Raw genomic sequence first — 20,556 nt, 5'->3', positions numbered from 1 at the left:
GCTACGACAAACGAGCCCGCCACTACAAAGCCCTGGTCACCCTCGCCTGCCTGCGGCTATGGCTCCCCAACTGACATTGCGGACACCCCCTAGGGCGTGGACAAGAAGATCGTGGTGTGGGCGGCGCTGACCGTCGTCGCTCTGTTGGTGACCGGCTGCGCGGTGGAGGACTCCGCCGCCGCCCCCGCCCGGGGGACGGTCACCACCGCCCCCGCGGCTTCCCCGTCCGCCGGTGGAGCCGGTGGAGCCGATGGAGCAGGCGGAGCGTCCGCCGGCGCCGGTGCCGAGGCACCCGAGGCCGCGTCCGCCGCCGCGTACCGCCGCTGGGGGCTCAAGCCCTTCGCCGCCCCGCCCGCCCCGCCGGCGGTCAAGCCGGTCGTCCGCGAGCCCGGCGGCCCCGTCCCCGTCATCAGCGACATCCCCACCACCGAGAAGATCGTCTTCATCACGATCGACGACGGGGCCGAGAAGGACCCCGAGTTCGTGCGGATGATGAAGGACCTCAAGGTCCCGGTCACGATGTTCCTCACCGACTCGGCGATACGCGCCGACTACGGCTACTTCGCCCCGCTCGCCGCCCAGGGCCACGGCGTCGCCAACCACACCCTCACCCACCCGAACCTCCGCACGCTCTCCCGGGACGCCCAGCGCCGCGAGATATGCGACCAGCAGACGAAGCTGGCGAAGGAGTACGGCACGCCCCCGCGGCTCTTCCGCCCGCCGTACGGCAACTGGAACGAGGACACCCGCGCCGCCGCCGGGACCTGCGGGGTGGACGCGATCGTGCTGTGGCGCGAGTCCATGCAGATCAAGAACATGCAGTACCAGCGCGGCGACCGGAAGCTGCACCCCGGCGACATCATCCTGGCCCACTTCCGGGGCAAGGCCGAGCTCAAGGGCCGGACGATGACCGAGATGACGGCCACGATGCTGCGCCGCATACAGGAGCAGGGCTTCACCGTGGCCCGCCTGGAGGACTACGTCTAGAAGATCTTCGGGCGTGGTGTCGACGGGAGCCCGGCCCGTTCGACGTATGTGTGGAAGGCGGGGAACGGCCCCGCCACCGCACCACCGAGGAGTCGTCATGCCCCGCTTCCTGTCGCTCGTCCGCATCGAGGAGAACACCATCGACATGGAGAGCGCCGACCCCGGCTTCGAGGAGCGGATGGGTGCGCTCTTCGAGGAGATCACCAAGGCCGGCGCCATGGTGGACACGGCCGGTCTCCGGCCCACCGCCGAGTCCACCCGGATCACCTGGTCGGACGGGAAGCTGTCGTTCACCGACGGACCGTTCACCGAGACCAAGGAGGTCGTCGGCGGCTACGCGATGCTCCAGTGCAAGGACATGGCCGAGGCCGTCGAGTGGGGGAAGCGTTTCCTCGCCGTCCACCCGCCGCAGTGGAAGGTCGGCCTGGAGGTCCGCGAGGTCGAGGAGATGCCGGAAGGCTGACCTCCGTGTGTGCTGTCATGTGAACCATGACGGTGGAAAGCACCCTGGAGACGGTCTGCCGGATGGAGTCGGCGCGGATCATCGCCACCGTGGCGCGGATCGTCCGGGACGTCGGCATCGCCGAGGAGATCGCCCAGGACGCGCTGGTCTCCGCCCTTGAGCAGTGGCCGCGGTCAGGAATCCCGGAGCGGCCGGGAGCCTGGCTGACGGCCACCGCCAAGCACCGCGCCGTCGACCTCGTGCGGCGGCGCGAGACGTACGCCCGGAAGCTCGCCGAGGTCGGCCGGACGCTCACGGAGGAGTCGTACGACCCCGAGCCGTCCGGCCCGGGCGACATCGACGACGACGTCCTCCGGCTCGTCTTCACCACCTGCCACCCGGTGCTCTCCGCCGACGCCCGCACGGCGCTCACGCTGCGGCTCGTCGGCGGGCTCCGGACGGACGAGATCGCCCGCGCCTTCCTCGTCCGGGAGGCGACGGTCGCGGCGCGGATCACCCGCGCCAAGCGGACCCTGGCGCAGGCGGGCGTCGAGTTCGAGGTGCCGTACGGGGAGGAGAGGGTCGCCCGGCTCGGCTCCGTCCTGGAGGTCGTCTACCTGATCTTCAACGAGGGGTACGCGGCGACCGCGGGCGACGACCTGCTGCGGCCCGGCCTGTGCGAGGACGCGCTGCGGCTGGCCCGCGGCCTCGCCGCGCTGCTGCCCGGGGAGAGCGAGGTCCACGGGCTCGCCGCCCTCCTGGAGCTCCAGGCCTCCCGGACGGCGGCCCGTACCGGCCGCGACGGGCAGCCGGTCCTCCTCGCCGACCAGAACAGGAGCCGCTGGAACCGGCTGCTCGTCCGGCGCGGGTTCGCCGCCCTGGAGCGGGCCGGGGACGGGCGCTCCTACGGGCCGTACGCCCTCCAGGCCGCGATCGCCGCCTGCCACGCGCGGGCCGCCTCGTACGCGGAGACGGACTGGCGGACCATCGCCGCCCTGTACGGCCGGCTGGCGGCCGTCGCGCCCTCCCCGGTGGTCGAGCTGAACCGCGCGGTCGCCGTGTCGATGGCGGAGGGCCCGGAGGCCGGACTCGTGCTCGTCGACGCCCTGGCCGGCGGAACCGCCCTGGCGGGCTACCACCTGCTGCCGAGTGTGCGCGGCGACCTGCTGGCCCGGCTCGGGCGGACGGCGGAGGCCCGGGCGGAGTTCGAGCGGGCCGCCTCGCTGACGCGCAACGCGCGGGAGCGGGAGCTGCTCCTCGGCCGTGCCCGGGAGGGCGGGGAAGCAGGGGCTCAGTAGCGGAGGATCTGCCCCGCCGTCGTACCGACGAGGACCGTGCCGTCGGGAGCCGCGTGCACCGACACCGGCCCGTAAGGGGGCAGGGCACGCCGGTCGAGGACGGTGCCGTCGGTGGTGTCGACCGAGAGCAGGGTGCCGTCGACGCACAGGGCGTGCAGGACGCCCTCGTGGGCGTCGAGGGCGAAGACCTCGGAGTCCAGGGGCGTGGTCCAGGTGACGCCCCCGGCGGGGAAGGTGCGGCGGACCAGCTCCGTCCGGCCGTGCAGGAGCGCGGGGCCGGCGCTGTCGGAGACGTACACCGCCCTGCCGAGCGGCCGGTCGACCATGAAGGGCTCCAGTGGGAAGAGCACGGTCTCTGCGGTGGTGACCGGGTCGAAGGCGATCACCTCGCGGCGCCGCCGCCCGTACAGCAGCTCGGGGCAGCGGCGGACGTCGAGCGGGACGAGGTCGTACCGGTCCGGTTCGTGGACCCCGCCGAGCGGGGTGCCGTCGGCGGCGAAGGCACGGGTGTTGGGCGGGGCGGGGGGTTCGGTCTCGGAACCGCGGTCGTACGTGTCCCGGATGGCCCACACCCCGTCGGTACGGGCCGACAGCGCGGCCGCGAAGGGCACCGAGGGCCGGTCGAGGACCGTGCCGTCGGAGAGGTCGACGAGCGGGAAGTCCGTCCGGGTCCGGGAGTCGGGGCCGGGGACGGCGACGCGTGCCGTCCGCTCGTCGGCGGCGACCTCGATCCGCTGACCGCCGGCCCCCGACGGCGCGGGAACGCTCCACAGCAGCGAGCCGTCGGGGGACCAGCACTCGACCACGGCGTGGCCGCGGGTGGCGAGCACCCGGCCGTCGCTCAGCCCGGCCACGGCCCGGACCCCGCCGAGGCCGTCGTAGCTCCGGCCCGCGCGTGCGGCGAGCGCCTGGAGCAGGGGGCGCGTGGGCTCCGTGTCGAGGTACTCGACCTGGGCGTCCGGGGGGAGCGGTGTCCGGGGGAGGGTGCGCAGGTCGAGGGCGTCGGGGGTGAGGCCGAGCCAGTCGCCGCGGACGACGGTGGCGCGGGAGTGGAGCTGCGCGCAGTCCGACTCCCAGGTGAAGAAGGTGAGTTCGAGCGAGCGGTCGTCCAGCCAGCGGGCCGGCTCGATGCCCCGGTCGGGGTCGGTGAAGTCGACGCGGTGGCCCGTGTCGGGTTCGAAGAGGGTGAGGCCGCCCACGCGCTGGTACGCGTCGCCGTTGTTGAGGCCGATGGACAGCAGCGGGAGCGTGGGGTGGAAGTCGATCGCCTCGGCGTCCAGCGGGAACGTCAGGAGGTGCGCGCAGGAGAGGTCGGCGGCGCGGTAGACGGCCACTCGACTCTCCTGGTACCCGATCCAACTGGCCGCGATCCACTGCTCGTCGGCGCTGGTGATCACCTGGGAGGCGTAGCCGAACACCTCGGGGAAGGGCTCGTCGTGGAAGGGGGCGCTCGGCGGTGCCGTCGGCTCAGGCATGGTGCTCCGTCATGTGGGTGAAGGTGGTGCGGGTGATGACGGCCAGCGTCTCCGGGGTCGCCTCCGGTGCGAGCTTCCGGAAGGACGCGGCGAAGGCGGCCGACTCCGCGCAGCGCGTACGCGCCTCCAGGGCCTGGGTGAGGCGCGGGACCACCTCGTAGGAGCAGTCCGGGTGTTCGCCCTCGATGTACGCCCGCAGGCTCTCCTCGTACGAGGCGTACTCGCCGTCGTACGCCCAGCCGTCCAGCGACAGCAGCAGCGGGAACCGCGCCCGCACCTCCCAGGCGGCGAGCGGCACGTCCTCGTACGTGGCGTCGCCCTGGCGGTCCGCGAGCCGCAGCAGCATCGCGAGCTCGGTCAGGAACGCGGGCACGCCCTTCGCTCCGGCGGCCGCCCGCCAGGCGCGACGGTCCGCCTCCGGGCAGGTCGCGAAGAACTCCTCGCTGAACGCCGCGGCCATGTAGTCGAGTTGGGAGGCGAGGGTCTGCGGGGTGTGCCGCCAGGCGGGGTCCCAGTACTCCGTCCGCGTGACGCGGGTGAAGCGCAGGACCTCCCACTCCAGCGGATCGGATCCGGCGGCGGCCAGTCCGACGAGGTGCGCGATCGGCCCCGTGGTGAACATGCCTTCCGGATGTAGCGCCATGATCTCTCCCCCCCCGTTCGGATCCTGCCGCTACGGAAGGGTAGCCACCGGCCCTTCGTGCACCGGCCCTTCGTTCACCGGCCCCCGCCCGCCGGGCGGCCGATCAGCATCGTCGGGGCCCCCGCGACCCGGGTGAGGAGCACCGTCGCGGAGTGGGGGCCCTTCGGCTTCACCTTCCGCCGGATCTCCTCGGGTTCGACCGCAGAGCCGCGCTTCTTCACGGTCAGGGTGCCGACCTCGCGCTCCCGCAGCAGGGCCTTCAACTTCTTGAGGTTGAAGGGGAGTTCATCGGTGATCTCGTACGCGGAGGCGTACGGGGTGGGGACGAGCTCGTCCGCCGTGACATAGGCGATCGTCTCGTCGATCAGGCCGCCCGACACGTCCTGCGCGAACTCGGCGACGAGGTGCGCGCGGATGACGGCGCCGTCCGGCTCGTAGAGGTAGCGGCCGACCGGGCGGACCGCCGGGTCGGGCAGTCCCCGGCCGAGGAGCCCGGCGCCCGCGGGCAGCAGCGTGGCGCGGCGGGCGCCCGGCTCCGTACCGAACCAGAGCACGGCCTCCTTCACGTCCCCGCCGTCCGAGATCCACTCGGCCTCGGCCTCCGCGGGGACGGCCTCGTGCGGGATGCCGGGGGCGACCTTCAGGGCGGCGTGCGGGGCCTTGCGGGCCGCCTCGACGGCCCAGGAGAGCGGCGGGGAGTACGCCTCGGGGTCGAAGATCCTGCCCCGGCCGCCGCGCCGCGCCGGGTCGACGAAGACCGCGTCGTACGGGCTGGTGTCGATCGCGGTCACGTCGGCCTCGCGGACCTCGATGAGCGTGCCGAGGCCGAGCGCCTCGGCGTTGGCGCGGGCCACCTCGGCGGTGAGCGGGTCGCGGTCGACGGCGAGGACGGAGATCCCGGCGCGGGCGAGGGCGATCGCGTCGCCGCCGATCCCGGAGCAGAGGTCCGCGACGCTGCCGACGCCGAGCGCCTTGAGCCGGGCTGCCCGGTACGTGCCGACCGAGGCGCGGGTCGACTGCTCGACGCCGTTGGGCGTGAAGTACATCCGGTACGCGTCCTCGGCGCCGAACTTCGCCACCGCGCGCTGGCGCAGCCGGGCCTGGCCGACCGCTGACGTGACGAGCTCGGCGGGGTGGTCGCGGCGCAGCCGGGAGACGACCGCCAGCTCCTGGGCGGGGTCGTAGTCGCGCAGGGCGGCGAGGAGCGCCTGTCCCTCGGGGGTGAGCAGGGCGGTGAAGTGGGCGAGGTCGGTCACCCGTCCCATTGTGGGCCCTGCGGCGCTGTGGGCCGGCCGGGGGACGTGGGCGCCGTACCGCGGTGTCGTGGTCCGGTGGGGGTGTGTGCACTGACAGGATGCGGCGCCATACCGCTTGTACGACAAGAGGAAGAATTTATGGTGATCAGCGCGCACCCTGTCCGGCGGACCCTCGGGGCCGCTCTCGTCGTCGCAGCCCTCGCCACCACCGCCACGGCCTGCTCCGGCGCGGACCCCGCCGAACCGCAGCGCGGCGCGCCCGCCCCCGCCGCCGGGCAGCAGGGAGGGGTCCAGGCCCAGGCCCCGGACTCGGCCGGCGCGCTCAACGCGTACGTCGAGAGGGTCCGCAAGCAGAAGGCGGCCCGCGCGCTCGCCGCCAAGAAGTGGGGCCTCGCCCGGCCCCCGCTCGACGCGCCGGCCCCGCCGAAGGTCAAGCCGAGGATCACCACCCGCAAGGGCTTCGAGACGGACGGCGAGGGCCTGCCGCCCGTCTTCACCACCGTGCCGACGAAGCAGAAGGTCGTCTTCCTGACGATCGACGACGGCGCGGAGAAGGACCCCGCGCTGCTGCGGATGATGAAGGACCTCCGCATCCCCTTCAGCGCCTTCCTCAGCGACTACGTCGTCAAGGACGACTACGCCTACTTCGCGCGGATGCAGAAGTCGCAGGAGTCCGGGGTCTCCCTGCACAACCACACCCTCAACCACCGCTACCTGCCCGGGCTTTCGTACAAGCAGCAGAAGCGCGAGATCTGCGGGATGCAGGACGTCATCGAGAAGCGGTTCGGCAAGCGGCCCCCGCTCTTCCGCCCGCCGTACGGCAACTACAACGAGGACACGCTGCGCGCCGCGAAGTCCTGCGGGGTCAAGGCGGTCCCGCTCTGGGCCTCCGAGGCCTTCCCGGACCACATGGAGTGGCGCGAGTGGGACCGGGACCTGCACCCCGGCGACATCGTGCTCACCCACTTCCGGGGCAAGGAGGACTGGAAGGGCAGCATGCCCGACATGATCCGGCGGGTGATGAACGTGATCACGGCCAAGGGGTACGCGGTCGCGAAGCTCGAGGACTACGTATGAGCGGGCGGTCGGTGAACGGGTCGCACCGGCTGCGCACGGCGCTGGCCGGCGTGGCACTGACCGGCGCCGTGCTCGCCGTCTCCGGCTGCGCCTCGTCGGTCGACCCGATCGAACGGCTGGGCCGGAAGGCGGCGGAGCGGATGGGGACACGGGACGCGACGACTGTTGCGGAGGGCACGGCCCGGACCGCCGGGGAACCCGTACGCCCGGCCCACCCGGCCCACCCGGCACGCGCTGACGATCTCGTCCGGAGCGGCGGCCGAGCCGGCTGACCCCGGAGGCCGGAACGACGCGCGGCGGTGCGGAATTGGCACTCCGCTTGACCGAGTGCTAATCGCGGTCATAGTCTCAGGTCTGGCACTCCCCACTGGAGAGTGCCAACACAGCGACAGGCAGGTCCGGCACCCGCGACGACGGATCCACCTGGTCGCCACCTCAGACAGTTGACCCCGTAATCTCCGAAGGGGGAGGTCGGATCGTGACGACCACCAGCTCCAAGGTTGCCATCAAGCCGCTCGAGGACCGCATTGTGGTCCAGCCGCTCGACGCCGAGCAGACCACCGCCTCTGGCCTGGTCATCCCGGACACCGCGAAGGAGAAGCCCCAGGAGGGTGCTGTCCTCGCCGTGGGCCCGGGCCGCTTCGAGAACGGCGAGCGTCTTCCGCTCGACGTTCAGGTCGGCGACGTCGTGCTCTACAGCAAGTACGGCGGCACCGAGGTGAAGTACAACGGCGAGGAGTTCCTCGTCCTCTCGGCTCGCGACGTGCTCGCGATCATCGAGAAGTAATTCACCGAGTACCTGAAGTATCTGAAGCAGATGCTTTGAGCTGCGCCCCTTGACCCCGCACCAGGGCGTCCGGGGGCGCAGTTCGTTCCACCCGATTCCGAGAGGGCTGAACCGCTCCCATGGCGAAGATCCTGAAGTTCGACGAGGACGCCCGTCGCGCCCTTGAGCGCGGCGTCAACAAGCTTGCCGACACGGTGAAGGTGACGATCGGCCCCAAGGGCCGCAACGTCGTCATCGACAAGAAGTTCGGCGCCCCCACCATCACCAACGACGGTGTCACGATCGCCCGCGAGGTCGAGATCGAGGACCCGTTCGAGAACCTCGGCGCCCAGCTGGTGAAGGAGGTGGCGACCAAGACCAACGACATCGCGGGTGACGGCACCACCACCGCCACCGTGCTCGCCCAGGCCCTGGTCCGCGAGGGTCTGCGCAACGTCGCCGCCGGCGCCTCCCCGGCCGCCCTGAAGAAGGGCATCGACGCCGCCGTCAAGGCCGTCTCCGAGGAGCTCCTCGCCACCGCGCGCCCGATCGAGGACAAGTCCGACATCGCCGCCGTCGCCGCGCTCTCCGCGCAGGACCAGCAGGTCGGCGAGCTCATCGCCGAGGCGATGGACAAGGTCGGCAAGGACGGTGTCATCACCGTCGAGGAGTCCAACACCTTCGGCCTGGAGCTCGACTTCACCGAGGGCATGGCCTTCGACAAGGGCTACCTGTCCCCGTACATGGTCACCGACCAGGAGCGTATGGAGGCCGTCCTCGACGACCCGTACATCCTGATCAACCAGGGCAAGATCTCCTCGATCCAGGACCTGCTGCCGATCCTGGAGAAGGTCATCCAGGCCGGCGCCAGCAAGCCGCTGCTGATCATCGCCGAGGACGTCGAGGGCGAGGCCCTGTCGACCCTGGTCGTCAACAAGATCCGTGGCACCTTCAACGCCGTGGCCGTCAAGGCCCCGGGCTTCGGCGACCGCCGCAAGGCGATGCTCGGCGACATGGCCACCCTCACCGGTGCCACCGTCATCGCCGAGGAGGTCGGCCTCAAGCTCGACCAGGCCGGCCTGGACGTGCTGGGCACCGCCCGCCGCGTGACGATCACCAAGGACGACACCACCATCGTCGAGGGCGGCGGCAACGCCGACGAGCTCGCGGGTCGCGTCAACCAGATCAAGGCCGAGATCGACGCCACGGACTCCGACTGGGACCGCGAGAAGCTCCAGGAGCGCCTCGCGAAGCTGGCCGGCGGCGTGTGCGTGATCAAGGTCGGCGCCGCCACCGAGGTGGAGCTGAAGGAGAAGAAGCACCGTCTGGAGGACGCCATCTCCGCGACCCGCGCCGCGGTCGAGGAGGGCATCGTCTCCGGTGGTGGCTCCGCTCTGGTCCACGCCGTCAAGGTCCTCGAGGGCAACCTCGGCAAGACCGGCGACGAGGCCACGGGTGTCGCGGTCGTCCGCCGCGCCGCCGTCGAGCCGCTGCGCTGGATCGCCGAGAACGCCGGCCTCGAGGGCTACGTCATCACCTCGAAGGTGGCGGAGCTCGACAAGGGCCAGGGCTTCAACGCCGCGACCGGCGAGTACGGCGACCTGGTCAAGGCCGGCGTCATCGACCCGGTGAAGGTGACGCGCTCCGCCCTGGAGAACGCCGCCTCGATCGCCTCCCTCCTCCTCACCACCGAGACCCTCGTGGTGGAGAAGAAGGAAGAGGAGCCGGCGGACGCGGGCCACGGCCACGGCCACTCCCACTGAGGCTCGTAGCTGACCACTGAGGCCCGGTGCTCCCGTCGCGGGAGCATCGGGCCTCGTGCTTGACCCGTGTCAGCCCTCGACGGCGCCGAGCTGCCCCATGAGCCCGAGCAGGTCGTACTGCCACCATCCCTCGACGATCTTCCCGTCGTCCCGGAAGCGGTGGATGACCGTGCCGCCCATGGTCACGTCCATGCCGGTCGGCTGGAGCCCCATGAAGTCCCCGGTGTGGCTGCCCTTCCACGTCCAGCGCGTGCAGACGCGGTCGCCCTCGGCGATCTGGTCGTCGACGGCGAAGGCGAAGTCGAAGCCGCCCCGCCACATCTCCACCTCGCGCCGGACGGCGTCCATGCCGATGACGTCCTGCTCGTTGGTCGGGTCGTGGTCGTGATAGCCCTCGGCCATCACCTCGTCGAGCAGCGCCAGCTCCTGCTCCTCGGCGAGCATCGCCATGAGCCGTCGGGCGTTCGCCTTGTACAGCGCCTCGTCCCGCACCACGTCCAGATCGGTGAAGGTCGGCATCTCGTCACAGAGCGCGACCATCTCCCGGAAGATCCGGTCGGTCTCGGGGAGCTGCGAATTCCGCATGGCCACGTCGTAGGACGGGAACTCGATGATCTCCACGATGTGGGAGGCGTCGGAACGATCCTTGCCGACGATGCTGTGGGTGGCGGTCCGCTTGCCCTCGGTGCGCTCCACCCACTGGTCCATGAGCCGGTTCAGGTCGTCCGCCCGGCTCGTCTTGCAGTCGATTATCTGTACGAAGGTCATGACGCCTCCCGGCCCCGGTAGGACCCTTCCAGTCTAGGTTGGGTGCATGGAGCGGGCAGGGGGAGAGCGGTCGATCACGGTCGAGAACGGGACGGGCGTCGTCGTGATCGGCGACGGCAACCGCATCGGGTCACCGGAACCGGCGGCGGTCCGCTCCGGATACCGCGAACAGGTCCGCCGGATCGCCCCCGCGGAACTCGTCGACCGCGAAGCCGAGTTGGCGGAGCTGGCGGCCTTCTGCCGTGCCGACTCCGGCCCCGCGTACGTGTGGTGGCGCGCGGAGGCCTGGGCCGGCAAGACCGCGCTGCTCTCCTGGTTCGCCCTCGACCCGCCACCGGGCGTACGGATCGTCCCCTTCTTCATCACCGCGCGACTCGGCGCCCAGAACGACGTCGTCGCGTACGTGGACGTCGTCCTGGAGCAGCTCGCGGAACTGGCCGGCGAAGGCCTCCCGGCGCTCCTGACGGCCGCCACCCGCGAGGCCCACCTGCTGCGTCTGTACGCCGCGGCCGCCGCGTCCTGCGCCGGCCGCGGCGAACGGCTGGTCCTCCTGGTCGACGGTCTGGACGAGGACCGGGGCGTGACCACGGGCCCGGACGCCCACTCGATCGCGAGCCTGCTGCCGTACGACCTCCGGGTGATCGTCTCCGGCCGCCTGAACCCGCCCCTCCCGGCCGACCTGCCGGAGAACCACCCGCTCCGGGACCCGGAGGCCGTACGGATCCTCTCCCCGTCCCCGAAGGCCCGCGCGATCCGGGCGGAGGCGGAACGCGAACTGAAGCGCCTGCTGGAGGCGGGCGGACTTCCGTACGACCTCCTGGCCCTCCTCACCGCCGCCGGCGGCGGCCTGACGGCGGACGACCTCGCGGAACTGACGGGCGCCATCCCGTACCGGGTGAAGGACGTGCTGCGGACCGGCCCGGGGCGGACGTTCGCGCTGCGCGGCGAGGCGTACCTGCTCGCGCACGAGGAACTCGCCGCGAGGGCACGGGAGATGCTGGGGGAGCGGGAGCTCGACCGCCGGCGCGGGGCCGTGACCGCCTGGGCGGAGGAATGGCGGGCGGGCTGCACGGCCTCGGGCGGCGCTGCGCCGAGGCCCTGGGCGTCCTCGCCGTCGCCGATCCGGAGCCCGCCCGGGCCCGGGAGTCCACGGCGGTCGCCCTGCACCTGGGGCTCTGGTACGAGGTGCTGCCGGCCGTCCTGCACTGCGAGCCCGGCGCGGTGCCCCTGGTTCTGGAAGAGGCCGACCGCCTACGCCGAGCGCTGGAGGTCTGACGCCCGTACCTCCTCCGCGAACGGCTCCCCCCTCCCGTACCGCGCCACCTCCTCGATCGCCTGGTCCGCCATGCGGTGGAGTTCGTTGCCGAGGGAGCCGGCGACGTGGGGGGTGAGCAGGACGTTCGGGAGGGTGTAGAGCGGGGAGTCCGGGGGCGGGAGTTCCGGGTCCGTCACGTCGAGGATCGCGTGGAGGCGGCCGGCGAGGAGGTGGGGGAGGAGGGCCGTCTCGTCGACCAGGGAGCCGCGGGCCGTGTTGATCAGGGTGGTGCCGTCGGGCATCGCCGCGAGCTGGGCCGGGCCGATCATCCGGTACGTGGACGGGAGTTGGGGTGCGTGGACCGAGACGACCGTGCTGCGGGCGCACAGGTCGTCGAGGCCGGTGAGCTCCACGCCGGGCGGCGGGGTCGTCACGTACGGGTCGTACAGGAGGATCTCGAAGTCGAAGGGGCGGAGGAGTTCGACGACCCGGCGGCCGATGCGGGACGCGCCGATGATGCCGATCGTGCGGCGGTGGTTGCCCCAGGCCGCGGATTCGGTGAGCCAGGCCTGGTCGGTGCGGAGTTCGGCGTAGCGCTGGGCGGAGCGGAGGACCTGCTTTCCGGCGAAGAGGATCGCGGCGAGGGTGTACTCGGCGACGGGCAGTGCGTTGGCCGCGGCGGCCGTCGTGACGCGGAGGCCGCGCTCCCAGCAGGCTTCGGTGATGTGGTGCTTGACGGAGCCGGCGGCGTGGACGACGGCCCGCAGGCGGGGCGCGCGGTCGAGGATCTCCGCGGTGAGGGGCGTCGCGCCCCAGCCGGTGAGGAGGAGTTCGGCCTCGGCGAGGGCGGCGGCGGTCCGCGCGTCCGGGGCGGTGAGGTCGTGGGCGACGAGGTGCGGGTCGGTGCGGGTGAGGGCCGCGAGGCGCCGCCGGTGGGCGTCGCTGAGCAGGCGTTCCGCGGTGTCCGGGCCCATCGCGAGGAGGAGGGAGGGACGGTTGTCAGTGGCGGGGTGCATCGTGGGACGTGTGCTCCTCACTTGACGCTGCCGGCCGTCAGACCGGCCTTCCAGTGGCGCTGGAGGGAGACGAATGCGACGACGAGGGGGACGACGGCGAGCAGGGATCCGGTGACGACGAGGGGGTAGAAGTCGGGTTCCGCGTGGGCGTTGCTGTTCCACGCGTACAGGCCGAGGCTCAGGGGGTAGAGCTTCTGGTCCGAGAGCATCACCAGGGGGAGGAAGAAGTTGTTCCAGATGGCGGTGAACTGGAAGAGGAAGACGGTCACGAAGCCGGGCATGACCATGCGCAGGCCGATGGACCAGAAGACGCGCAGCTCGCCGGCCCCGTCGATACGGGCCGCCTCCAGGGCTTCGTCGGGTATGTAGCCCGCGCAGAAGACCCGGGAGAGGTAGACGCCGAAGGGGTTGACGAGGACGGGGATCAGGACGGCCCAGTAGGTGTTGACGATGCCGACCTCGCTGGCGAGGAGGTACATCGGCAGGGCGAGCGCGGTGGTGGGGACCAGCACGCCCAGGAGGACGAGGCCGAAGAACTTCTCCTTGCCCCGGAAGTCGTAGACGTGGAAGGCGTATCCGGCGGCGACGCTGACGAGCGAGCAGGCGAGGGCGCCGAATCCGGCGTAGAGGAGGCTGTTCAGGTACCAGTGGAAGTAGATGCCGTCGTTGTACTCGGCGAGCCGGGAGAGGTTGCCGCCGAGGTCGAAGCCCTCGAAGGAGAAGGCGTCTCCGGCGAGGAGCCCTCCGGCGTCCTTGGTGGCGGCGGTGAGCAGCCAGACCAGGGGGAAGAGCATGTAGACGACGGCGAGGACGAGGGCGCCGTTGACGGCGGCCTTGGAGAGCCAGACGGTGCCGGTGCGGGGCTTGCTCATGCCCTCTTCCCCTTCCGGCCCGTCAGACGCGTCACCGCGAAGGAGAGCAGCGCGGCCGTCAGGGCCAGGAGGACCGAGGCCGCCGCCGCGAGCCCGTAGTCGTTGCGGTCGAAGGCCGCGGTGTAGGCGTACATGTTCGGCGTCCAGGTGGAGGTGACGGCGGAGCCGGTGCCCTTGTTGAGGATCAGCGGCTCGGTGAAGAGCTGGAGGGAGCCGATGATCGTGAAGAGGCCGACCATCGCGAGCGAGGCCTTGACCAGCGGGACCTTGATGGAGAAGGCGATGCGCCAGGCGCCCGCCCCGTCGACGGTGGCCGCTTCGAGGACGGAGCGGTCGATGGCCTGGAGGGCCGCGTAGAAGATGACCATGTTGTAGCCGAGCCACTCCCACAGGGCGATGTTGACGACGGAGGGCAGCGCGCCTTCGGGGGAGAAGAAGTCGAAGCCGATGCCTCCCGCCTCCATCGCCTTCACGACCGGGCTGAGCTGGGGTGTGTAGAGGTAGACCCAGATCAGGGCGGCGATGATGCCGGGGACGGCGTGCGGCAGGAAGAGCGCGAGCTGGAAGAAGCGGCGGGCGCGGGCGAGGGCCGAGTCGAGGAGGAGGGCGAGACCGAGCGCTCCGACGAGCAGCAGCGGAATGTAGAGGAGGCAGTATCCGAGCAGGACGCCGAAGCCCTCGCGGAAGGCCCGGTCACCCAGCGCCGCCGTGTAGTTGTCGAGGCCGCTGAAGACGGTCTCGGTGCCGCCGAAGCCCAGTCCGGACTGCTTCTCGGTGAAGAGGCTGAGCCAGACCGCGTAGCCGATCGGCACCACCATCACCGCGGTGAACAGCACGAAGAACGGGGTCAGCAGGATCGTGGCGGCGCGGGTGCGGGCCTTCATCCGGTCAGCCCTCGACCTTCAGGCCGCGCTTGGTGAGTTCGGCGACGGTGGCGTCGTGGCCGGCCTTGACGGCCTCCGTGATGGTCGGGCCGCCCTGGGTGATCTTGCCGAAGTGGTCCTTGATCGTGGTGTTGGTGGTGCCGGTGGTCGGGCCCCAGGCCCAGCTGGGGTTGATGGACGCGCCGGAGGCCTCGAAGAGGGTGTAGATGTCCTGGCCGCCGTAGTAGCTCGCGTCGAAGGCCTTCTTGGCGACCGGGCGCAGGCTCGCGGCGGCGGGGAAGGCGGAGGAGGTGCCGGAGGCGATGCGGGCCTTCACGCCCTCCTCGGTGGTGGACATCCACTCGGCGAAGGCGACGGCCGCCGCCTTCTGCTTGCTGTCCTTGGTCACGGCGAAGGAGGTGCCGCCGAGCATGCCGCTCGCGGGCTTGCCGTCCCAGCTGGGCATGGGCGCCACGGCCCACTTGCCGCTCTGCTCGGGCAGCGTGCCCTTGAGGACGCCCGCGCCCCAGGAGGCGCCGAGGTAGCCGATGGTGGTGCCGTTCTTGAGGGAGCCGGTCCACTCGGGGCTGAACGAGGCGTTCTTGTGGACGAGCCCGGCGTCGAGGAGGCCCTGCCAGTAGCCGGCGACCTTGGTGGTGGCCGGGTCGGTGGTGTTCACCTTCCAGGTGTCGTTCTCGGCCTTGAACCACTGGGCGCCGGCCTGCCAGGCCATCGCCTCGAAGGTGGTCGGGTCGTCGGGGAAGAACGTGGCGATTCGGGCCTTGGCGTCGGCCTTCTTGACCTGCTCGGCGGCCTTCCTGAACTCGTCCCAGGTGGTGGGGACCTGGACCTTGTACTTCGCGAAGAGGTCCTTGCGGTAGAAGAAGGCCTGCGGCGCGGCGTCGAAGGGGACGGCCCAGGACTTGCCGCCGAGGGTGGTGAGTTCGACGGTCTGCGGGAGCAGCTTGGCGCGGTCGGCCTCGGTGAACTCGCCGCCGATGTCCTGGAGGGCGCCGGAGCTCACGAACTCGGGGAGCGAGGAGTACTCGATGGAGACGAGGTCGGGGGCGTTGCCCGCCTTCACGGCGTTGGAGATCTTGGCGTAGCCGCCGGCGGTGCCGGAGGGGATCTCCTCGAAGGTCACCTTGATGTCGGTGTGGGAGGCGTTGAAGGCGTCCACGACGTCCTTGGAGCCCTTGGCCCAGCCCCAGAAGGTGAGGGTCACGGGCTCGTTCGGCTTGTTCGCGGTGTCGTCACCGCCGCCGCCGCAGGCCGTGAGAACGGCGAGGGCGGTGGCGGTGCCGGCTATGACGCGGGACGTTCTGCTCCAAGTACGGGTCACGGCACGGCTCCTGGGGGCGGGGCGGCTGGGAGGTTGTGGCCGTGATCCTGTGACCGTTCATGACCGAAGTCAAGAGCGAAAGATTGATTGATCGAAAAAAGATCAGATCGATCGGCTGCCGCTCGTCCCGCACGAGTCCCGCACCCGCAGGCGCGGCAGCAGGCTCAGATGGCGTCGCGCCGCCTCCTCGCCGGACTCCGACTCCCCCTCGGTGAGCCGCTCCACCAGCAGCTCGGCGGCGTACCGCCCCACCTGCCGCTTGGGCGGGGCGACCGCCGTCAGCGGGGTGTCGGCGAGGGCCGCGACCTCGTCGTCGTACGCGATCAGGGCCAGGTCCTGCGGCACCCGCACGCCCAGCTCGGCCAGGCGCTGCACGATCTCGATCGCGTCCACGTCGTTGTGGACGAGCGCCGCGCCCGCCAGGCCCGAGCGGACCGCCTCGTACAGCGCCCGCACGGCCCGCTCGAAGCCCTCCGGGTCCGCCTCTGCGGGCACGGACTCGATGACCGGCCGGGGTTCCTTCAGGCCGAGCGTCCCCAGCGCCTCGGTGTACCCGGCGCGCACCGCGAGCGCGGTCGGGGAGTCCCCGCGGGCCACCAGCAGCGGCGTCGAGTGGCCGAGTCCGAGCAGGTGGCGCAGGGCGAGGAGGACGCCGTGGCCGTGGTCGGAGACGACCCGGTCCAGGCCGTCGAGCGGGCTGCCCGGCTCGGCCCTGCGCTCCAGGAGCACGGCCGGTACGGGCAGTTCGGCCAGCCAGTCCCCGTACGCGAGCCGGTCCTCGGGCCCGCGCCAGCCGGGCGCGACGAGGACGCCCTCGGCGCCCGCCGCGAGCAGGCCCTCGGTGCGGGCCCGGTCCTCCTCCGGCCGGTAGTCCGAGACGCGCAGCACCAGCCGGGCGCCGGCGCGCGCCGCTGCCTCGTGCGCACCCCGGATGACCTCGGCGAAGTAGTACGTGGCGGAGGGGGCGACCAGGCCGAGGACCAGGCCCTCGCCGGGCCGCCCCGCACCCGGGGCGCCCTGCCCCCGGGGCCAGGACACCTGGCCGTGCACCCGGTCGAGCAGGCCCTGCCCGGCCAGCGCCTCGACGTCCCGGCGGGCGGTGACGGGGGAGACCCCGAGCCGCTCGGCCAGTTCGGCGACGCGGGCGGTGCCGCGCTCGCGGACCAGGGCCAGCAGTCGGTCGTGTCGTTCGGCGGCACTCTCGCGCACGGTGCGGTTCCCCCTCGCGGTGGTGGTGGTCCCTGGACCAGGTCTCTCGACTCTAGTCCAGGAATGATCGAACGACGGGAGTTTCGATCATTCGCTCCGATTCTCTTGACGTTCGATCGAAGCGTGTTCAGGATTCCGGGCGACGCAGCCGTCACAGGGAGCCCTCAGGGAGCATCATGCCCACGCCGCCCGAGAACCGTGAGCTCAGTCCGTACACCGGCTGGACCCGTGCCCACTGGGAGGCCACGGCCGACCGCCTCCTCCTGGCCGTACGCCCCCACGCCTCGCCCCGCGGCGGCCTCATCGACCTCCCCGGACCCCGCCCCAGCTGGTCCGGCGCCCGCTCCGACGGCCTGGAGGGCTGGGCCCGCACCTTCCTCCTCGCGGCCCTCCGCGTCGCGGGCGCCCAGGGCGAGGACCCCCACGGCCACCTCGACCGGTACGCCGAAGGCCTCACCGCAGGGACGGCGCATCCCGGCACCGGCGACCCCGACTCCTGGCCCCTCACCACCGACACCCGCCAGGCGGTCGTCGAATCCGCCTCGATCGCCCTCGGCCTCCGTCTCACCCGCCCCTGGCTCTGGGACCGCCTCGACGACCGCACCCGCCAGCGCGTCGTCGACTGGCTCCGCCCCGCCCTCCGGCCGTCCCCCGTCGACAACAACTGGTGGCTCTTCGGCCTCACCGTCGCCGGCTTCCTCCAGGACGCCGGCATCGAGACCGACCGGGCCGCCGCCACGATCGACCGCTCCCTCGCCCGCGTCGAGGACTGGTACCTCGGCGACGGCTGGTACAGCGACGGCGACAACCGCGCCTTCGACCACTACAACGCCTGGGCCCTGCACTTCTACCCCGTCCTCCACGCCCACCTCGCCGGCGACCGGACCCTCCTCGACCGGTACGGCCCCCGCCTCCGCCGCCACCTCGACGACTACGTCCACCTCTTCGACGCGAGCGGCGCCCCCCTCCCGTACGGGCGCTCCCTGATCTACCGGTTCGCCGCGGCCGCCGCCCCCTGGCTCGGCACCCTCACCGGCCACACCCCGCTCACGCCCGGCGCGACCCGCCGCCTCGCCTCCGGCTCCCTGCGGTACTTCCTCGACCGCGGCGCCACCGACGAGCGCGGGCTGCTCACGCTCGGCTGGCACGGCCCGTACCCGCCCCTCGTCCAGGAGTACTCGGGCCCCGGCTCCCCCTACTGGGCCTCCAAGGGTTTCCTCGGCCTCCTCCTGCCCGCCGGACACCCGGCCTGGACCGACCCCGAGGAAGCCCTGCCCGCCGAACGGGCCGACACCGTCCGCCCCTTCGCCCCGGCCGGGCTGCTCGTCCAGACGACCGCCGCCGACGGGCTCGTACGCCTCCACAACCACGGCAGCAACCACGTCCACAGTGCCGGAGCGGACGAGGACGACCCCGGCTACGCCCGCCACGCCTACTCCACCCGCACCGGCCCCACCACCGGATCCGCCCCCGCCGACAACCACTTCGCCCTGATCGTCGGGGGAGAGGCCACCCGGCGCGGCACCGCCTTCCCGGCCGGCACCGGCCACGGCTGGGCGGCCTCCGCCCATCACCCGCTGCCCGGCGTCCGGGTCGTCTCCGCGACCCTCGCCCACGGCCGCGCCGAGGTCCGCGCCCACCTCGTGCTCGGCGCCCCGGAAGGGACTCCCGTACGGCAGACGGGCTGGTCCACCACCCCCGAAGGGCCGCACGCCCAGCTCCACTCGGTCCACGGCTACGGCCCGGACGGGACCGAACTCCCCACCGGGGAAACCCTTCAGGGCCCGGGCAGCCGCGCCCTCGCCCTGCACGGCGCCACGCGCGGCCCCGAGAGCCTTTTCGTCGCCCTCGCCTCCCTCACCGCCGAACCCGCCCCGGCCCCCGTGGCCGACCTCGCAGACGTCCGGGTCACCGGCCACACCCTGCACGTGACCCGGCAGAACGGCACCACCACCCGACTGGACCTCGACGCCCTCGTTCCGGAGGATCTGTGACCCAGCGCCGTGCGTACGCCCTCGCCGCCGCCCTCGTACTCCCCCTGCTCGCGCACGTCCCCGCCCAGGCCGCCGCCCCGCCCGGCCACCGCCACCACGTCGACTGCTCGGCGCAGGGCACGGGCGACGGCAGCGTCCAGCACCCCTGGACCACCCTCGCCGAGGCCAACGCCCACCCCTACGGGCCCGGCGACCGGCTCCTCTTCAAGCGCGGCACCACCTGCGTCGGCACCCTCCAGCCCCAGGGCTCCGGCTCCGCCGCGCACCCCTTCACCATCGCCGACTACGGAGACGCGGCCGGCCGCGCGGTCATCGACGGCCGCGGCGCCCACGACGCCGTACTCCTCGCCAACACCCGGTACCTGCGCCTGACCCGACTGGAGATCACCAACGCCGCCGCCCCCGGAACCGAGCGCAACGGCGTCCGGCTCCGCCTGGCCGACTACGGCGCCGCGCAGGGCATCACGCTCGACCACCTGTCGATCCACGACGTCCGCGGCGGCGACTTCAAGACCCTCACCGGCTCCAGCGCGATCCACGTCGCCGTCGAGGGAACGACCGTCCCCAGCTGGTACGACGGCCTCGACATCCACCACAACGACATCCGGAACGTCGACCGCGAGGGCATTTACTTCAAGTCCCGCTTCTCCAAGCGCGACCTGGTCGGCAACCAGCAGGACCCGAACGCCTACCCCGGCGCCTGGACCCCGAGCCTCCGCGTCCGGGTCCACCACAACACGCTGACCTCGCTCGCCGGCGACGGCATCAAGATCGACACGACCAGCGGCGCCCGGATCGACCACAACAGGATCGACGGCTTCCAGCTCCGCTCCCAGGCCGCCAACGCGGGCATCTGGACCTTCAACACCGACGACACCCTCATCGAGTACAACGAGGTCTCGGGCGGCGGCAACACCAAGGACGGCATGTCCTTCGACGCCGACGGAGCCTCGAAGGGCACCGTCTTCCAGTACAACCACAGCCACGACAACGCCGGTGGCTTCCTGCTGATCTGCCCCTACAGCGGAGCCAAGACCCTCGACACGGTGGTCCGTTACAACATCAGCGTCGACGACGGTGCCCGGCTCGTCCAGAACTGCTGGGGTCCCATCCTCAACACCCGTATCTACAACAACACGTTCGTCAACAGGACCACCGTGCCCGCCTACCTCGTCCAGGACGACGCCGGCAGCCCCGCCACCACCCAGCACGAGCTGTCGATCCGCAACAACGTCTTCGTCAACGAGGGCGCGAGCGGCGGCTACGCCTTCAAGAACCCCACCCCCGGGCTCTCCTTCTCGCACAACCTCTTCCACGGCATCGCCATGACCCGGCCGAACCCCGGCGGCATCGACGCCGACCCCCTGCTCCGCCCCGACCTGCGGCTCGGTGCCGGTTCCCCGGCCCTGGCCGCCGGCACGCTGATCGCGGACAACGGCGGCAGGGACTGGTTCGGGAACGCCGTGTCGGCGACGACGGTTCCGAACATCGGGGCGTACGAGGGACCGGGCGTCGACTAGCTCCGGTACG

The 20,556-nt window shown here is 71.9% G+C and carries 18 protein-coding genes; 9 read left to right on the top strand and 9 right to left on the bottom strand.

What is annotated here, in order from left to right:
• The first annotated feature begins 96 nt into the window (after positions 1-96).
• From ACFC0G_RS37250 to ACFC0G_RS37240, 3 genes are all read left to right on the top strand, one after another.
• Entirely contained in the window at positions 97-987 is an 891-nt protein-coding gene (locus tag ACFC0G_RS37250) for a polysaccharide deacetylase family protein (RefSeq protein ID WP_376412802.1), read from the top strand.
• Between the two features lie 97 nt (positions 988-1,084).
• Complete coding sequence (locus ACFC0G_RS37245) at positions 1,085-1,450, top strand: YciI family protein (protein ID WP_073910548.1); 366 nt, start codon at positions 1,085-1,087, stop codon at positions 1,448-1,450.
• Between the two features lie 26 nt (positions 1,451-1,476).
• The gene (locus ACFC0G_RS37240) at positions 1,477-2,727 is read left to right on the top strand and encodes an RNA polymerase sigma factor (RefSeq protein WP_376412799.1); all 1,251 of its coding nucleotides are present in this window, start codon (positions 1,477-1,479) and stop codon (positions 2,725-2,727) included.
• Here the strand turns inward: ACFC0G_RS37240 and ACFC0G_RS37235 are convergent.
• From ACFC0G_RS37235 to ACFC0G_RS37225, 3 genes are all read right to left on the bottom strand, one after another.
• Entirely contained in the window at positions 2,721-4,202 is a 1,482-nt protein-coding gene (locus ACFC0G_RS37235) for a hypothetical protein (RefSeq protein ID WP_376412797.1), read from the bottom strand. The genes ACFC0G_RS37240 and ACFC0G_RS37235 overlap by 7 nt on opposite strands.
• On the bottom strand, positions 4,195-4,845 hold the full coding sequence (locus ACFC0G_RS37230) for a hypothetical protein (RefSeq protein WP_376412794.1): 651 nt from the start codon (positions 4,843-4,845) through the stop codon (positions 4,195-4,197). Before ACFC0G_RS37230 ends, ACFC0G_RS37235 begins: the two co-directional genes overlap by 8 nt.
• A 74-nt stretch (positions 4,846-4,919) precedes the next feature.
• Positions 4,920-6,110 carry a methyltransferase domain-containing protein gene (locus tag ACFC0G_RS37225; RefSeq protein WP_376412792.1) on the bottom strand — a complete coding sequence of 397 codons (1,191 nt, stop codon included), beginning with the start codon at positions 6,108-6,110 and terminating at the stop codon, positions 4,920-4,922.
• A 129-nt stretch (positions 6,111-6,239) separates the two neighbouring features.
• Between ACFC0G_RS37225 and ACFC0G_RS37220 the strand changes: the two genes are divergently transcribed.
• The 4 genes from ACFC0G_RS37220 to groL all read left to right on the top strand — a co-directional run bounded on the left by ACFC0G_RS37220 (position 6,240) and on the right by groL (position 9,707).
• The gene (locus ACFC0G_RS37220) at positions 6,240-7,178 is read left to right on the top strand and encodes a polysaccharide deacetylase family protein (RefSeq protein ID WP_376412789.1); all 939 of its coding nucleotides are present in this window, start codon (positions 6,240-6,242) and stop codon (positions 7,176-7,178) included.
• Complete coding sequence (locus ACFC0G_RS37215; RefSeq protein ID WP_376412786.1) at positions 7,175-7,450, top strand: hypothetical protein; 276 nt, start codon at positions 7,175-7,177, stop codon at positions 7,448-7,450. The genes ACFC0G_RS37220 and ACFC0G_RS37215 overlap by 4 nt, the downstream gene beginning before the upstream one ends.
• 206 nt (positions 7,451-7,656) lie before the next feature.
• Positions 7,657-7,965: a co-chaperone GroES gene (gene groES, locus ACFC0G_RS37210; protein ID WP_024756677.1), complete on the top strand. Its 309-nt coding sequence runs from the start codon at positions 7,657-7,659 to the stop codon at positions 7,963-7,965.
• Positions 7,966-8,084: 119 nt separating this feature from the next.
• The gene (gene groL, locus ACFC0G_RS37205; protein WP_376412783.1) at positions 8,085-9,707 is read left to right on the top strand and encodes a chaperonin GroEL; all 1,623 of its coding nucleotides are present in this window, start codon (positions 8,085-8,087) and stop codon (positions 9,705-9,707) included.
• 69 nt (positions 9,708-9,776) lie between these two features.
• Here the strand turns inward: groL and ACFC0G_RS37200 are convergent, their stop codons facing one another.
• From ACFC0G_RS37200 to ACFC0G_RS37175, 6 genes are all read right to left on the bottom strand, one after another.
• Positions 9,777-10,475 (bottom strand): ester cyclase, encoded by a 699-nt coding sequence (locus ACFC0G_RS37200; RefSeq protein ID WP_376412780.1) that lies wholly within the window; start codon positions 10,473-10,475, stop codon positions 9,777-9,779.
• 1,251 nt (positions 10,476-11,726) lie between these two features.
• Entirely contained in the window at positions 11,727-12,746 is a 1,020-nt protein-coding gene (locus ACFC0G_RS37195; RefSeq protein ID WP_376412777.1) for a hydroxyacid dehydrogenase, read from the bottom strand.
• Between the two features lie 17 nt (positions 12,747-12,763).
• Complete coding sequence (locus ACFC0G_RS37190) at positions 12,764-13,618, bottom strand: carbohydrate ABC transporter permease (RefSeq protein ID WP_376412774.1); 855 nt, start codon at positions 13,616-13,618, stop codon at positions 12,764-12,766.
• Positions 13,615-14,502, bottom strand: a complete 888-nt coding sequence (locus ACFC0G_RS37185; RefSeq protein ID WP_376412771.1) for a carbohydrate ABC transporter permease — start codon at positions 14,500-14,502, stop codon at positions 13,615-13,617. Before ACFC0G_RS37185 ends, ACFC0G_RS37190 begins: the two co-directional genes overlap by 4 nt.
• Before the next feature lie 4 nt (positions 14,503-14,506).
• Entirely contained in the window at positions 14,507-15,823 is a 1,317-nt protein-coding gene (locus ACFC0G_RS37180; RefSeq protein ID WP_376412768.1) for an ABC transporter substrate-binding protein, read from the bottom strand.
• A 102-nt stretch (positions 15,824-15,925) separates the two neighbouring features.
• Positions 15,926-17,032, bottom strand: coding sequence for a substrate-binding domain-containing protein (locus ACFC0G_RS37175; protein WP_376412765.1), 1,107 nt, complete (start codon positions 17,030-17,032; stop codon positions 15,926-15,928).
• 176 nt (positions 17,033-17,208) lie between these two features.
• On the opposite strand from ACFC0G_RS37175, the gene ACFC0G_RS37170 reads away from it, so the two are divergent.
• Positions 17,209-19,026, top strand: coding sequence for a DUF2264 domain-containing protein (locus ACFC0G_RS37170; protein ID WP_376412762.1), 1,818 nt, complete (start codon positions 17,209-17,211; stop codon positions 19,024-19,026).
• A complete protein-coding gene (locus ACFC0G_RS37165; RefSeq protein ID WP_376412759.1) occupies positions 19,023-20,546 on the top strand; it encodes a right-handed parallel beta-helix repeat-containing protein in 1,524 nt (507 codons plus the stop codon). Before ACFC0G_RS37170 ends, ACFC0G_RS37165 begins: the two co-directional genes overlap by 4 nt.
• Positions 20,547-20,556: the final 10 nt, after the last annotated feature.

This window comes from Streptomyces sp. NPDC056169, assembly GCF_042268445.1.
Taxonomy (GTDB): Bacteria; Actinomycetota; Actinomycetes; order Streptomycetales; family Streptomycetaceae; genus Streptomyces.
Note: the sequence above shows the minus strand (reverse complement) of the source record. Positions and strands in the feature narration are given on the sequence as shown.

What these genes read in the sequence shown, in the direction of transcription:
- ACFC0G_RS37245 (WP_073910548.1), top strand. Translation starts at nt 1,085, where the DNA reads ATGCCCCGCTTCCTGTCGCTCGTCCGCATCGAGGAGAACACCATCGAC.
- ACFC0G_RS37240 (WP_376412799.1), top strand. Translation starts at nt 1,477, where the DNA reads ATGACGGTGGAAAGCACCCTGGAGACGGTCTGCCGGATGGAGTCGGCG.
- ACFC0G_RS37235 (WP_376412797.1), bottom strand. Translation starts at nt 4,202, where the DNA reads ATGCCTGAGCCGACGGCACCGCCGAGCGCCCCCTTCCACGACGAGCCC.
- ACFC0G_RS37230 (WP_376412794.1), bottom strand. Translation starts at nt 4,845, where the DNA reads ATGGCGCTACATCCGGAAGGCATGTTCACCACGGGGCCGATCGCGCAC.
- ACFC0G_RS37225 (WP_376412792.1), bottom strand. Translation starts at nt 6,110, where the DNA reads ATGGGACGGGTGACCGACCTCGCCCACTTCACCGCCCTGCTCACCCCC.
- ACFC0G_RS37220 (WP_376412789.1), top strand. Translation starts at nt 6,240, where the DNA reads ATGGTGATCAGCGCGCACCCTGTCCGGCGGACCCTCGGGGCCGCTCTC.
- ACFC0G_RS37215 (WP_376412786.1), top strand. Translation starts at nt 7,175, where the DNA reads ATGAGCGGGCGGTCGGTGAACGGGTCGCACCGGCTGCGCACGGCGCTG.
- groL (WP_376412783.1), top strand. Translation starts at nt 8,085, where the DNA reads ATGGCGAAGATCCTGAAGTTCGACGAGGACGCCCGTCGCGCCCTTGAG.
- ACFC0G_RS37200 (WP_376412780.1), bottom strand. Translation starts at nt 10,475, where the DNA reads ATGACCTTCGTACAGATAATCGACTGCAAGACGAGCCGGGCGGACGAC.
- ACFC0G_RS37195 (WP_376412777.1), bottom strand. Translation starts at nt 12,746, where the DNA reads ATGCACCCCGCCACTGACAACCGTCCCTCCCTCCTCCTCGCGATGGGC.
- ACFC0G_RS37190 (WP_376412774.1), bottom strand. Translation starts at nt 13,618, where the DNA reads ATGAGCAAGCCCCGCACCGGCACCGTCTGGCTCTCCAAGGCCGCCGTC.
- ACFC0G_RS37185 (WP_376412771.1), bottom strand. Translation starts at nt 14,502, where the DNA reads ATGAAGGCCCGCACCCGCGCCGCCACGATCCTGCTGACCCCGTTCTTC.
- ACFC0G_RS37170 (WP_376412762.1), top strand. Translation starts at nt 17,209, where the DNA reads ATGCCCACGCCGCCCGAGAACCGTGAGCTCAGTCCGTACACCGGCTGG.